At 73.4% G+C, this 14,124-nt stretch carries 11 protein-coding genes and 1 pseudogene; all 12 read right to left on the bottom strand.

The genetic code is table 11. From position 1 onward, the window contains the following. Nucleotides 1-50: 50 nt before the first annotated feature. A complete protein-coding gene (locus Q0994_RS06200) occupies nucleotides 51-716 on the bottom strand; it encodes a response regulator transcription factor (RefSeq protein ID WP_299530036.1) in 666 nt (221 codons plus the stop codon). Between the two features lie 410 nt (nucleotides 717-1,126). Beyond that, nucleotides 1,127-2,392: pseudogene (locus tag Q0994_RS06195) on the bottom strand (histidine kinase); the annotation flags it as partial. Between the two features lie 382 nt (nucleotides 2,393-2,774). Next, nucleotides 2,775-3,647 (bottom strand): alpha/beta hydrolase, encoded by an 873-nt coding sequence (locus tag Q0994_RS06190; RefSeq protein ID WP_299530034.1) that lies wholly within the window; start codon nucleotides 3,645-3,647, stop codon nucleotides 2,775-2,777. Nucleotides 3,648-4,269: 622 nt separating this feature from the next. After that, the gene (kynU, locus tag Q0994_RS06185) at nucleotides 4,270-5,517 is read right to left on the bottom strand and encodes a kynureninase (RefSeq protein WP_299530032.1); all 1,248 of its coding nucleotides are present in this window, start codon (nucleotides 5,515-5,517) and stop codon (nucleotides 4,270-4,272) included. Continuing rightward, nucleotides 5,510-6,358: a tryptophan 2,3-dioxygenase family protein gene (locus Q0994_RS06180; protein WP_299530030.1), complete on the bottom strand. Its 849-nt coding sequence runs from the start codon at nucleotides 6,356-6,358 to the stop codon at nucleotides 5,510-5,512. Before Q0994_RS06180 ends, kynU begins: the two co-directional genes overlap by 8 nt. Nucleotides 6,359-6,688: 330 nt before the next feature. After that, nucleotides 6,689-7,102, bottom strand: a complete 414-nt coding sequence (locus Q0994_RS06175; RefSeq protein WP_299530028.1) for a DUF3151 domain-containing protein — start codon at nucleotides 7,100-7,102, stop codon at nucleotides 6,689-6,691. Between the two features lie 38 nt (nucleotides 7,103-7,140). Next, nucleotides 7,141-8,754, bottom strand: a complete 1,614-nt coding sequence (locus Q0994_RS06170) for an MFS transporter (protein WP_299530026.1) — start codon at nucleotides 8,752-8,754, stop codon at nucleotides 7,141-7,143. Nucleotides 8,755-8,856: 102 nt separating this feature from the next. Then, the gene (locus Q0994_RS06165) at nucleotides 8,857-10,011 is read right to left on the bottom strand and encodes a MalY/PatB family protein (RefSeq protein ID WP_299530024.1); all 1,155 of its coding nucleotides are present in this window, start codon (nucleotides 10,009-10,011) and stop codon (nucleotides 8,857-8,859) included. Nucleotides 10,012-10,149: 138 nt separating this feature from the next. Further along, a complete protein-coding gene (gene fbaA, locus Q0994_RS06160) occupies nucleotides 10,150-11,172 on the bottom strand; it encodes a class II fructose-bisphosphate aldolase (RefSeq protein WP_299530022.1) in 1,023 nt (340 codons plus the stop codon). A gap of 284 nt (nucleotides 11,173-11,456) precedes the next feature. Continuing rightward, nucleotides 11,457-11,996: an orotate phosphoribosyltransferase gene (gene pyrE / locus Q0994_RS06155; RefSeq protein ID WP_299530020.1), complete on the bottom strand. Its 540-nt coding sequence runs from the start codon at nucleotides 11,994-11,996 to the stop codon at nucleotides 11,457-11,459. Nucleotides 11,997-12,027: 31 nt separating this feature from the next. Next, the gene (locus Q0994_RS06150; protein ID WP_299530017.1) at nucleotides 12,028-12,822 is read right to left on the bottom strand and encodes an aldose 1-epimerase; all 795 of its coding nucleotides are present in this window, start codon (nucleotides 12,820-12,822) and stop codon (nucleotides 12,028-12,030) included. Between the two features lie 215 nt (nucleotides 12,823-13,037). Next, nucleotides 13,038-14,039 (bottom strand): SRPBCC domain-containing protein, encoded by a 1,002-nt coding sequence (locus Q0994_RS06145; RefSeq protein ID WP_299530015.1) that lies wholly within the window; start codon nucleotides 14,037-14,039, stop codon nucleotides 13,038-13,040. Nucleotides 14,040-14,124: the final 85 nt, after the last annotated feature.

Here is a 14,124-nt window from a genome sequence, read left to right as displayed (position 1 = left end):
ATGGTCCGGCCGGGGCGCGGCGGCCCCCGGCACCTCCCCCGCCACCCCGCCTATCCCGGAGTGACCAGCCTCGCCTCGTACGCGAAGACGGCCGCCTGGGTGCGGTCCCGCAGTCCGAGCTTGACCAGGATCCGGCTGACGTGGGTCTTCACCGTCGACTCCGCCACCACCAGGTGCGAGGCGATCTCGGCGTTCGAGAGCCCCTGGGCGACGAGCACCAGCACCTCCGTCTCCCGCTCGGTGAGGTCTCCGATCCGGGCCAGCGCGGGCGGTTTCGGGGCGTCGGCGAGCTTGGAGAACTCGGTGATCAACCGACGGGTCACGGTCGGTGCCAACAGCGCTTCGCCGGATGCCACCACCCGCACACCGTCGGCCAGTTGACGGGCAGAGGCATCCTTGAGCAAGAAGCCGGAGGCCCCCGCCCGCAAGGCCTGGTAGACGTACTCGTCGAGGTCGAACGTCGTGAGCACCAACACCTTGGCGTCCGCGTCGGCCGCGACGATCTCCCGGGTCGCCTCGATGCCGTTCATCTCGGGCATCCGGATGTCCATCAGCACCACGTCCGGGGCGAGCGCGGCGACCTGGGCGACGGCCTGGCACCCGTCGACCGCCTCCCCCGCCACCGTGATCCCGGGCATCGCGTTCAGGAGGACGGAGAATCCCTCCCGGACCATCATCTGGTCGTCCACGATCAGGACCCGGATGTCGCCGCTCACGCGCTCTCACCCCGCTCCCCCCGGTCCGCCCCGGAAGGCCCGGAAGGCCCGGAAGGCCCGGAAGCCCTGGACCCCCCAGAAGTCCCAGAAGTATCAGGGCCCCCGGCGCCCCCGTACGTGTCACCGCCGAGGCCGGACGCACCGGCCACCCCCAGCGCCACGCCGCTCCCGGCCACACCGGTCCCGGTCGCACCGGTAACCGCACCGGCGGCCGCAGGGGCACCGTCCGAGCCTGGCGTTCGGGCCGACGACAGCCCCGAGTACCGGCCTGACCCCTGGCCCGGCGCTCGGTCCGGGACCTGGTCCGCTGCCCGACCCGACGCCTGGTCCGGTGCCTGGCCCGACACACGGCCCGACGCCCGGACCTCCGCCGGGCCCGCCGGCTGCGCCGCCCCGTCGTCGATCCGGCGCACGGGAAGGAACACGGCTACCTCGTAACCGCCGTCCTCCGTCGCACCGGTGGTCATCTCACCGTCGAGCATCGCCACCCGTTCCCGCATCCCGGTGAGACCGTGCCCCGCGCCGGGCGACGATTTGACGAGTCCGGTCGGCGGACCGTTGACGATCCGCAGTCCGACCCCGCCCAGCACATAGCCGATCTCGACGCGGGCAGTGGCCCCCGGCGCGTGCCGCAACGTGTTGCTCAGCGCCTCCTGCACGATCCGGTACGCCGACAGTTCGACGCCTTGCGGCAGTTCGCGCACCGCTCCGGTCACGGTCTTCTCGGTTTCCAGTCCTGCCTCCCTCACGTTGTCGAGCAATCCGTCGAGCCGCGCCAGCGTCGGCTGCGGCGCCTCCGGCGCGCCGTCGTCCTCCGCACGCACCACGCCGAGCACCCTGCGCAGTTCGGTGAGCGCGGCCACCGCGTTCTCCCGGATCGTCACGAACACCTGCTCCAGCTCGGGCGGCGGGTTTTCCACCCGGTACGGCGCCGCCTCCGCCTGGATCGCGACGACCGACATGTGGTGGGCGACCACGTCGTGCAGTTCGCGGGCGATGGTGGTGCGCTCCTCCAGCAAGGTGCGCCGGTCGCGCTCCACGGCGGTGACCGTCCGCTGCACGGTCACCTCCCGCTCCGCCTCCCGGCGGACCTGGAACAGCGCGACGATCAGCAGGGCGAACGCCGAGACCACCGCCAGCACGGGCGTGTCAGCTGTCGAGCCGGGGGCCCACTCCCGAAGCAGCAGGCTGAAGACCAGCGTGATCGTCCACATCCAGAGCGCCGCCCGTGGGCGGGTGCGGGCGGCGACGACGGTCATCACCACGAGGTGGCCGAAGAGGCTGGCGGGGCTCCACGGCCAGCCGTCCCCGGCCATCGCGACCAGCACGGACGCCGCGAGCGATGCCCAGAACGCTGCGACGGGGCGGATCAGCGTCATGCCCACCGGAACGGCCGGCAGCATCCACAGCACCCCCTCGACCAGGGCTCCGTGGGATTCGCCCAGGCCGAGGCAGACCGTGATGAACGCGGCGAAGAGCACCAGAGCGTGCGGGGCCCACACCGCCGACGTCCGCAGCCTCACGGGCAGTCGCCGGGTCACCGGACCGTCGCCGGCCAACGGCGGCAGCGGACGGTAGGCCCGCACGTCGTCCAGGAGTTCCTGCCGCAGGCTGCCTATCGCCCCTGCGGCGGCCCGAAGCTCAGGGCCCTTCGTCTTCGTCCGGTTCGCGGTCACGGGTTCACGGTAGGTGGGCGCCCACCCACCGGTCGTCCGCACCGAAGCGGATTCCCGGCCGTCCGTCGCAAGGACTACGCGCCCCACCGGCGTACGGCCCGCGAACCCCCACGAACTCCCTGTGCACCTGTCGCCCCGAGCCCTCATCCGGCCCCTGTACGGCCGGCCCCACAGCCGCTCACGGGCCCGGCCACTCGCGGGGAACCCCCGAACTCGTCCCGAGCCCTCTCTCAGCCCTGCCCGGGCTCTTCCCGAGCCTTCACGGACGCGTATCGGGCCGACCGCACGCGCCGGGCCGACCACAGGTCCACGGACTCACCGCGCACTCGGCCCACCGGTCGCTCCCCGCAGGCTTCGCACCTCCTTCGCCCGTGTCGCCCTGTCACCAGGCGAGTTGCTCCAGTTCCTCCGCCACCACGGCGCACGCGTCGGCCGACGGGTCGATCAGCGGGAAGTGACCTACCCCGGGCAGCAAGGTCAGCCCCACCGTCTCGCCGGCTTTGGCCGCCGCGTCGACGAACGCCTCGGACACCGCCCTCGGCACATCGAGGTCGGTGGTTCCCTGGACGATCACCGTCGCCACCCCTGTCGGCAGCAGCAGCGCCGGATCCACATGCGCGCACCGCTCCTCGAACTCAGCTCCCTCGCCGAGCAGTTGGCTCACCGCCCCCTCGCACACATCCAGCTCCACGGCGACCGCGAGGTCCGCGATGGGCGCCAGCGCGACCACGCCGCGCAGCGGCGGGGGAGCCGGCAGCCGCCACGGGGAACCCTCGGGAAGCACGTGCCGGGCGGCGGCCCACAGCGCGAGGTGACCGCCTGCCGAGTGACCCGTCACCACGGTGCGCCGCAGATCCGCCTCCGGCACCTCCCGCGCCGCCAGTTCGGGAAGGGCGTCCAACGCGGCCGCGACGTCGTCGAACGTCTCGGGCCACCGACCGGCCACCTCCCCGCCGTCCTGCCGCGAGGGATCGCCGCCCCGCCGGTACTCGACGCTGGCGACGGCGAACCCCCGCCGGGCCAGAAAGCCGGCCATCGGCGACACGTGCTGCCGGTCGTACCTGTCGCGCCATGCCCCACCGTGCAGCAGGACCACCAGCGGCGCTCCGGTCCGCCCGTCACCCGGAAGGTAGAAGTCGATCACCTGGTCGGGATGGCTCCCGTACGCGGCGGTCCGGTCGGCGGCGACCGGAGGATGGGCCAACGCCGACTCCGTTTCGGCGGCGTCACGATCACGCGCGGCAGAATCCGACATGCTGCTCCAACCGTCCCTGGGCCTCACGAACCGGCCCGACCTGCGGGGACCGTACCAGTACGGCACGTGCCCGCACGGCGGGCGGCCCCCGGCGGAACCGGGACGGCACACGGACAAGAGCGCCACGCGGACGGGGAGGTGCCCGACCGGGGGACGGGGGTGGACGGTAAGTCCGGCTCTCGCGGGGTATGCCGCCGAAGCCGACGCACCGGCAGGCGGGCCGGACGCCGCCCGCGCGCCGCGCGGCGCCAGGAAGCACCGCGAACCAGCGGACGGAAAGGCAGCGGACGGAGAACCAGCGGACGGAGAACCAGCGCGCCGAAAGGCGAGGGGCGGAGATGCCAGGGGCGGAGAGAAGGGACAGGGCGCCGGACACGGTAAGAACGAGGTGGATTCGCATGACTCCACAGTCCTCGCTCGACCCGTCCCGGCGCTTCCCCCGTCCGAGGGAGTGCACCCCGGTGTCTCCCCAGGGCCACCCCCTACGGAATCCGTACGAGTCCCCCCGACGCGCCCGTCCGGCCCGGCACCAGTACCGGCACCGTCACCGTCACCGGCACAGTCCCCACGGCAGTATCCGGCTCCGACCTGCCCCGCCCCCGCGCCCACACCGCTCCCGCCCCTACGCCTCCACCCGCACCGCGTCCCGCGCCCCCGGCTCCCCCGCCGGGATCTCGGCCAGCACCTCGGCCAGCACCCGCGCCGCGCGTTCCGCATCCGCGAACCCGACGTACAGCGGGGTGAAGCCGAACCGCAGCACGTCAGGGCGGCGCAGGTCGCCCACGACGCCCCGGGCGATCAGTTCCCGCATCACCGGCTCCGCCTCCGCGCAGCGCAGCGAGACCTGGCTGCCGCGTTCGGCGTGCGCCGACGGCGTCACCGACTCGACCCGGCCCGCCGGGACATGGGCCTCGACGCACTCCAGGAAGAAGTCGGTCAGCGCCAGCGACTTGGCCCGCACCGCCTCGATCCGCACCCCGTCCCACACGTCGAGCGAGGCCTCCAGAGCCAGCATCGACAGGATGTCCGGGGTGCCGGTCCGGCCGCGCACCGCGCCGTCGGCGGGCGCGTACTCGGCCGCCATCCCGAAGGGGTCGGCGTGCGAGGTCCAGCCGGGCAACGGCGAGTCGAATGCCGCCTGATGGCGCTCCGCGACGTACAGGAAGGCGGGCGAACCGGGTCCGCCGTTCAGGTACTTGTAGGTGCAGCCGACGGCGAGGTCCACCCCGTGCTCGTCCAGTCCCACCGGCAGCGCGCCCGCGCTGTGGCACAGGTCCCAGACGACCGGGGCGCCCACCCGGTGCGCGGCGGCGGTGAGGCCGGGCAGGTCGTGCAGCCGGCCGGTGCGGAAGTCGACGTGGTTGAGCAGTACGGCGGCGGTCCGCGGCCCGAGGGCGGCGGGCACGTCGGCGGGTGCGACCGCGACGATCCGGTGGCCGGTCAGCCGGGCCGCCGACTGCGCCAGATAGCCGTCGGTGGGGAAGGTCGTCGCGTCGACCAGGATCTCGTCGCGCCCGCCCGGCGCCAGCCGCGTCGCTGCGACGACGGCCTTGAAGACGTTGACGCTGGTGGAGTCGCCGACCACCAGTTGCCCGGCTGCGGCGCCGACGAGCGGGGCGATCCGGTCCCCGATCCGCTCCGGGGCCGTCCACCAGCCGCTCTCGTCCCAGGAGCGGATGCGCAGTTCGCCCCACTCGCGGGTGATGACGTCGTGCAGCCTGCCGGGAAGGTGCCGGGGCAGCGCGCCCAGCGAGTTGCCGTCGAGGTAGACGGTGTCGTCCAGCGTGAAGAGCCCACGCCGACCGGCCAGTTCGTCGGCGGCGTCGAGCTCCGCGGCCTTCGCCGCCAGGGTGCCGGTGTTCTCAGACATGACTGCGCGCCGTCCACAGCTCGGGGAAGACGTTCTTGGCGGCGCGTTTCTCCAGCCACGCCACGCCGGCGGAACCGCCGGTACCGGTCTTCGAGCCCATGGCCCGGCGGGTCGCGACCAGATGGTCGTTGCGCCAGCGCCACACCAGCTCGCCGACGTCGGTCAGCAGCTCGCCGAGCCTGACCAGTTCGTCGTACCGCTCCGGGTCGGCGTAGATGCGCGCCCAGACGGCCTCGACGCCCTCCGACGGCTCGTACTTCTGCCGCAGGTCCCGGCCGAGCACCGACTGCGGGACGGGGTGGCCGCGCCGGGCGAGCAGTGCCAGCACCTCGTCGTAGAGGCTGGGCTCGCTCAGGGCCTTCTCCAGCTCGGCGTGCACCCGCGGCACCCCGCGGTGCGGGACCAGCATGGAGGCGGACTTGTCGCCGAGCAGGAACTCCATCCGGCGGTACATCGCGGACTGGAAGCCGGAGCCCTCACCGAGGGCGCCCCGGTAGGAGTTGAACTGGGCGGGCGTCAGGTGGGCCAGCGGGCGCCACGAGTCGTTGAGCGCCACGAGCTCCCGCAGCGAGCGCTTCAGCGCGTCGCGCGCGTCCGGAACACGGTCCTCCCGCAGCGCGGCCGCCGCGGTCTCCCATTCATGGACGATGACGGTGAACCACAGCTCCATGACCTGGGTGGTCACCAGGAAGACCATCTCACCGGGGTCGTCGGAACGGAGCTGCTGGAGGTGGGTCAGGACATCCGCGTGGACGTAGTCCTCGTACGGGGTGGTTCCTGCGAAATCGAGATGCGGTGCGTCCGCACCGGTCTCCACGGGGTCGGGCTGTATCGCCGACATCGCTGTCTCCTCGACACGAGATTCCGGGTAGCGGTCCGCCCAGTCCGTGGGCTGGTGGGCTCCGGTCCCCTGCGCCGCATCCTATCGAGGCGGCTCGCGGAGGGCTCTTCACGGCGGGCTTCCCCGGCGGGGGGGCTCATCGGACGCGGCCCGCACCCGTACCCCGCCCCGGCCCCGTAGGCCCGGTCCCGCCCCGTGCTCACCGCCCACGTCCCCGGCCCCGGCCCGGCCCCGGAAACAGCGACGCGGGGCACCACCGGTGCGGCGAACGCGCGCACCGGCCGTGCCCCGCAGTTCGGGCGTCGGGCCCGATCGGCTCAGGATGTCCGGTCAGCCCAGGATGTCCGCCGCGGTCGGCGAGGAGTCGCGCAGGAAGGTCGAGCAGCGCTCGTACTCCTCCTGCTCGCCGATCGACTGCGCGGCGCGGGCGAGGGCGTGCAGCGCCCGCAGGAAGCCCCGGTTCGGCTCGTGCTCGAACGGGACCGGGCCGTGGCCCTTCCACCCGGCACGGCGCAGCGAGTCGAGACCGCGGTGGTAGCCCGTACGGGCGTACGCGTACGACTCGACGACGCGGCCGGCCTCGAACGCCTCGTCGGCGAGCTGCGCCCAGGCCAGCGAGGAGGTGGGGTACTTCGCCGCCACATCGGCGGGCGCGGTCCCGGCGGCGAGCAGCTCGCGCGGCTCCGGGTCGTCGGGCAGGTGGGTCGGGGCAGGGCCCCCGAGAAGGTTCTCGTGGATGGACATGGGTCCCAGTGTGCCTGGCCGGGCGCCCGTCCGGGACATCACCCCGGAGGCCGCAGGGGCCCCCGGGCCGGCCCGCCGCCCGGTCCCGCCCCCGGAGGCTGTACGGGGCCCGTACCGGCCTCGCCGACGGTGCCCGGGGCAGCCCGCCCGGACGGTTCCAGCGGCGGGGAGGTGACGCCGCAGTGGACCGTGCAGACGGGCGCGCGTTCCGGTTCCGCCGTCGGGGTGCGCACCGTCCACCAGGCGATCAGGGCGCCCAGCACCAGCAGCGCCGCACAGATCGGCATGGCCCGCCGGAAGGCCGCGGCGAACGCGTCCGCCTCCCGGTACGCCTCCGGTCCCATGCCGGAGAGCAGCGGCAGCGCCGCCACCGCGATCAGGCCCGCGGTACGCGCCGCCGCGTTGTTGATCCCGCTGGCGATGCCCGCACGGCTCTCGTCGACCGCCGCCAGCACCGTCGCGGTGAGCGGCGCGACGAGCGCGACCAGGCCCAGGCCCAGCACCACGACGGCGGGCAGCACCTCGGTGACGTACCCGGAGAGGCTCGCGCTGCCGGGCCCCACCCGCGTCATCAGCAGCATCCCGGCGGCGGCGAGCAGCGGTCCGACGGTGAGCGGGAGCCGCGGTCCGATGCGCCGGGCCAGACCGCCCGACCAGGCGGAGAACAGCAGCATCAGCACCGTCGTCGGCAGCAGCGCGGTGCCCGCGCCGAGCGCCGAGTACCCGGCGACGACCTGGAGCTGGATCGCGGAGAGGAAGAAGTAGCCGCCGAGCGCCGCGTAGACGCAGAACGTCACGATGTTGACGGAGGTGAAGAGCCGCGACGCGAAGACCGACGTCGGCAGCATCGGTTCCGGCCGCCGCCGTTCCACCACCACGAACGCGGCCCCCAGCGCCACCCCGGCCACCGCCGCGCCGATCACCCTCGGCGAGGCGCCCTGGCCCGGCGCCTCGATCAGCGCGTACGTCACCAGGGCGGGTGAAAGAGCCCCCAGCACGGCCCCGAGCACGTCGAAGCGGCCGTGCGCGCGTGGATCGCGCGACTCCGGTACGTGCCGGAGCGCGACCGGCACGCAGAGGGCGGCGATCGGCAGGTTGAGCAGGAACACCCACCGCCAGCCCGGCCCGTCCACCAGCCAGCCCCCGACGAACGGCCCGATCGCCGCCCCGACCCCGCCGAAGCCGGACCAGAGCCCCACCGCCCGCGCCCGGTCGTCGGGATGGAAACTCGCCTGGATCAGGGCGAGCGACCCGGGCGTCAGCAGAGCCCCGCCGACGCCTTGGAGGGCGCGTGCGCCGATCAGCACGGCGGCGTTGGGCGCCAGCGCGCACAGCAGCGAGGCGAGGGCGAACCACACCACGCCGACGACGAAGACCCGCCGCCGGCCGTACCGGTCGCCGAGCGAGCCGCCCAGCAGGATCAGCCCGGCCAGGGTCAGCATGTAGGCGTTGACGGTCCACTGGAGCGCCGCCAGATCGGTGCCGAGGTCACGGCCGATGCGGGGCAGGGCCACATTGATGACGGTGGAGTCGAGCATCGCCATGCCGGAACCGAGGACCGTGGTCAGCACGATCCAGCGGCCGGACGCCGAGGCGGCCCGGATCCGGCCGGCGGCTGCGGGGGTCGCGGGACTCCCGGAGGTCTCACCCATGGACAGCAGCATCCCCGTCGCCGGGACGACCGGCCAGTCCTGCCGGCGGCCGGTGGGTCCCGGCACGGAAGCCGCCGACCGCCCCACCCGGCCGGCCGGCCGCTAGCGGACCGCCCGGATCCCCCGGACCAGGGCGTCGACGCCGGCCTGCGTCTTGGAGCGCGGGCAACCGACGTTGAGTCGTACGAAGCCGTCGGAGCCGTACACCGCACCCGGCATGACGGCGACCTTCTCGCGCTCGATCAGCACCCGCTGGAGCGCGTCGTCGTCCACGCCGAGCGGGCGCAGGTCGATCCAGGCCAGGTAACCGGCCTGGGGCGGCCGCCAGCCCAGCTCGGGGAAGGCGGCCGCCAGACGGTCCGCGACCAGGTCCAGATTGCCCGCGATGTAGCCGCGCGCGGCGTCCAGCCACGGGCCGCCCTCCCGGTAGGCCGCGATGTGCGCGGTGAGCGAGAGCACCGCCGGCGACTCCAGCCCTTCGCCGGTGGCCATGCGCCGCAGGTACTCGGCCCGGTCCGCCGGATCTCCGATCAGACCGTACGAGCCGGTCAGCGCGGGAAAGTTGAACGCCTTCGAGCCCGAGGTGATCAGCGCCCACCGCGCCTGGCCCGCGACCCGCGTCCAGGGCAGGTGCCGGTGGCCCTCGTGGACGAAGTCGGCATGGATTTCGTCGCTGATCACCGCGACCCCGTGCCGGGCGGCCGAGGCGGCCATGCCGGTCAGCTCGTCCTCGGTCCACACCCGGCCGGTCGGGTTGTGCGGCGAGCAGAGCAGCAGCACCTTGGCGTCGGGCCGGGCGAGTTCCCGCTCCAGCGCGTCGGCGTCCCCGACCGGCACCCCGCGCAGCTCCCGCCCCAGCCCGCCGATCGCCTTGCGGAACCCGTCGTAGACGGGCACGTGGACGACGACCCCGTCACCGGGCCGGGTCCACATGCGCAGCAGTTGGGAGAGCTGGTTGAGGACGGAGGGGCCGTAGACGAGCTGCCCGGTGTCGATCCGGGTGTCGTGCCGCGTGGCGAACCAGTGGGCTATCGCCGAGCGGAAGTCGTCGTGCTGCCAGTCGGTGTAGCCGAACACCCCGTGGCCGAGCCGGTCGCGGAGGGCGGCGAGCACCTCGGGCGCGGTCGCGAAGTCCATGTCGGAGATGGTGAACGGGAGCAGCCCGGCCACCCCGAACCGGTCGGCGACCCCGTCCCACTGGACGGACCAGGTGCCCCGGCGGTCGACGACGGTGTCGAAGTCGTAGGACGGACTCACAGCTTCCTCGCATGGTTCGGTTCTGTTCCACGTGCGCGGCGTGCGCGGACACGGTCCGCGTCCGCGCACGGCACGGGCCCGGCACCCCGACGGGGTACCGGGCCCACGACACACCGCCGGGCCGGAGCCCGGACGGTGTCACTTCAGCTTGGTGCCCGTGGAACGCAGGTTGCCGCAGGCCTCCGTGACACGCTTGGCCATGCCGGCCTCGGCGGACTTGCCCCACGTGCGCGGGTCGTAGACCTTCTTGTTGCCGACCTCGCCGTCGACCTTCAGGACGCCGTCGTAGTTGCGGAACATGTGGTCCGCGATCGGGCGGGTGAAGGCGTACTGGGTGTCGGTGTCGAGGTTCATCTTCACGACGCCGTTCTCCAGCGCGGTGGCGATCTCCTGCGCGGTGGAGCCGGAACCGCCGTGGAAGACGAAGTCGAACGGGGACGTCTTGCCGTACTTGGCGCCCACGCCCTCCTGCAGGTCCTTGAGCAGCTCCGGGCGCAGGACGACGTTGCCCGGCTTGTAGACGCCGTGGACGTTGCCGAACGAGGCGGCCAGGAGGTAGCGGCCCTTCTCGCCCAGGCCGAGCGCCTCGGCGGTGCGCAGCGCGTCGTCGACGGTCGTGTACAGCTCGTCGTTGATCTCGTGCGTGACGCCGTCTTCCTCGCCACCGGTCGGGGTGATCTCGACCTCAAGAATGATCTTGGCGGCGGCCGCCTTGGCGAGCAGCTCCTGACCGATGGCCAGGTTGTCGGCCAGCGTCTCGGCCGAACCGTCCCACATGTGGGACTGGAACAGCGGGTTGAGGCCCTTGGCCACCCGCTCCGCCGAGATGTCGAGCAGCGGACGGACGTAGCCGTCCAGCTTGTCCTTGGGGCAGTGGTCCGTGTGCAGCGCGACGGTGATGTCGTACTTGGCGGCGACGACGTGCGCGAACTCGGCCAGGGCCACGGCGCCGGTCACCATGTCCTTGTTGTACTGACCGCCCAGGAACTCCGCCCCACCGGTGGAGATCTGCACGATGCCGTCGCTCTCCGCCTCGGCGAAGCCCCGCAGTGCGGCGTGCAGGGTCTGGGTCGACGTCACGTTGATCGCCGGGTAGGCGAACTTCCCTGCCTTCGCCCGGTCGAGCATCTCGGCGTAGACCTCGGGGGTTGCGATGGGCATCTGTCCGCTCCTTGGGATGTGCGGGTGTGAAGTGCTGGTCCCTGACCTGGGGGCGACGTCATCGTCGAGCCCATCTTCCCAGACTCTCGCGCGGACTCCACCCCGGCGGACCCGTCACGCGGTCCGGCAGGGTGGGACGTTTCACGTGAAACGTCCCACCCCGCCGGAGTACGCGCGAAACGGAGGGAGAAACCGCAGGTCAGCGGCTTTTCGGACGAGGCGTCATGGTCGGCCACCCGGGGCGACCGGGCGGCGCCCACCCGTGGTCGGGCCCTTCGGCCCGGTCAGGCGAGGCCGAGATCCGCGACCGAGTAGACGTTCACGTACGGCAGGCCGGCCTCGGCGACGGCCGGGGCGGCACCCCGCTCCACGATCACGGCGACGGCGACGACCTCGCCACCGGCCTCACGGACCGCCTCGACCGCGGTCAGCGGCGAACCGCCCGTGGTCGAGGTGTCCTCGACGACCAGGCAGCGGCGGCCCTTGACGTCGGTGCCCTCGATGCGGCGCTGCATGCCGTGCGCCTTCTGCGCCTTACGGACGACGAACGCGTCCAGGCTCTGCCCGCGCGCGGCCGAGGCGTGCAGCATCGACGTGGCGACCGGGTCGGCGCCCAGCGTCAGACCGCCGACGCAGTCGTAGTCCAGGTCGGCGGTCGAGTCGAGCATGACCTGACCGACCATCGGCGCGGCCTTGCCGTCCAGCGTGATCCGGCGCAGGTCGATGTACCAGTCGGCTTCCAGCCCCGAGGAGAGGGTCACCTTGCCGTGCACCACGGCCTTGTCCTTGATCTGCTGGAGCAGCTCAGCGCGTACGTCAGTCATGGTGTCGAGGGTAAGCGCTCGCGGCTCGCGGTCAGAGCCGGACCCAGCTCCAGGTGGTCGAGATCTCCAGCGGCTCGATGGGCGTGACCAGGCGCGGAGCGGTGTTCAGACCGTTCGGCGGGCCCGACTGCGGCTCCACGCAGACGGCCTCCTCCTGCTCGTCGTAGATCACCACCCACTCGTCCCGGCTGGTGACCGTCAACTCCAGCCGCTCCGGCCAGGTGAGCTTGACGTCCACGCCCTCGGGCATCCCGAAGCAGTCGTCCCACGGACCGGGCAGCGGGTCGATCCGGTTGCCGGTCGGCAGATGGTCCGCCCCGCGCTCCTCCTGCCACGCGGCGTCGAAGGAGAGCGCGACGTCCCGGCCGTCGAGCGAACGGCGGAACCAGGGGTGCCAGCCCGCCTGCGCGGGGAACGAGTCGCCGTACGTCTCCACCGCGAGGCTCAGCGTGAGCCCGTCCTCGGTCAGCTCGAAAGTCTGCGTCACCCGGCCCGCGTACGGCCAAGGGTCGGCGAGGTCGTAGTAGAACGCGGCCTCCGCCGTCTCCTGCCGGGCGGTGCGCCAGGACGTGTCACGACCGGTCCCGTGGATGGCGTGCGGCGGCGAGTTCAGCGGCAGTTCGTGGACGGTCCCGCCGGAACGGAACCTCCCGTGGGCGGTCCGGCCGCACCACGGCACCATGGGGAAACAGCCGTAGCGGTCCCCCTGGCGCAGCAGTTCGGTGCCGCCGACCGACAGACCGGAGATCCGGCAGCCGTTCACGGGGTCAATGGTCAACTCGACGTCGCCGGCCGACAGCCGGACCTTCTTTTCGCTGCTGCTCACCCGACGACCCTACTGGGACGGCCCCGAGGTGTCCCGTGGTTCCCCCCGCACCGGGCCCGGACCGTGGTCCCCCGTACCCGGTCCCCGGACAGCCGTTCACGCGCACCGGGGCCCGTCTCCCGTGCCGTACCGCGCCCGGACCGTCGCTCACGCCGGACGCCGCACGACCTGCCCGGATCGCCCCGCATCGGTGGGAGCGCGTCGTGCGGCTGCCGCTACCTGCGGCGGCGCAGCGCCCTGCCCACGACCACGGCCGAAGCCAGCGCGAGGGCCGCCGCCGGGGCGACCCAACGCAGCGTGGAACCGACCGTGCCCGCGTCCGCCGACGGCACCGGGGCGTACCGGCCGCGCGGCGGCGCGTGGTCCACCTCTTCCGCACTCCGCCCGATCATGGTGCGCCGGGCGTGCGCGGCCTCGGCCGGGGGCTCGTCCGGAACGGTGAACTCGAGCTCGATCCCGCCCTCGATGCCGCTGTTGAAGCCGTCCTCGGGGCCGAGCGACGACGGCGGTACCTCGGTGTCGAACACGGACGGCTTCGCCGGGGGCTCCCCCGCGGTCGGCGGCCCCGCCGGATCGGCCGGCGGCCCTCCGGACTCCGCGGGCTCGGACGCGCCCGCCCCGGTGGCGGCCTCGGAGGCGGCTCCGGACGCATCGGCGGACCCGGGTGCGTCAGCGGCCCCGGCGGCGCCCGCGGGGCCTGCGTCGCCCGCGGGGCACGCCGCTGTGCCGGCCGGGCCCGGCTCCGGTGTCCCGCCCACCACGCCCGGAGCGTCCGCGGCGTGTCCGCCGAGGGTCTCCGTGACGAGCTGCTGGGTGAACCGGTCCAGCAGGCGGGTGCCCGCCGTCCGGGCCGCCTCGGGCCCCAGGTCGACGAGCCGGCCGTCGCCCGCCACCGTGCCCGTGAAGCCGATGGTGGTGCCGCCGTCGTTCTCCGTGAGGTCGACCGTCAGGGCCAGCTTCACCGCACCGGCGCCCCGCGCCTCCGTGCCCTCACCGGAGACGGAGAAGGTGTCGAGGTCGGTACGCGTGAGCGAGAGGATCCCCCGGTACGTGATCGTGTGGCCGCCCACCCGCACCTTCAGCCGCCCCACGAGGGGGCCGCCCGCCGGGTCGGCGTCCTGCTGGAAGCCCGGAAGGCAGCGCGCCACGCGGGCGGGGTCCCCCAGCGTCTGGCGCAGCGACGGGGCCGGAACCGGAACGAACACCTCATGCTCCATACAACCGAGCCTACTCACGCACGGGCGGCACGTCAGCGCTTCGACGCCGCCGTTCCGCGGTCCCCACACCCCCTCCGCGCGGCCC

Origin of the sequence: uncultured Streptomyces sp., from assembly GCF_947488945.1 — a bacterium.
Classification (GTDB): domain Bacteria; phylum Actinomycetota; class Actinomycetes; order Streptomycetales; family Streptomycetaceae; genus Streptomyces.
The sequence above is the reverse complement of the archived record's forward strand: the minus strand, read 5'-3'. Positions and strand labels throughout refer to the sequence as shown.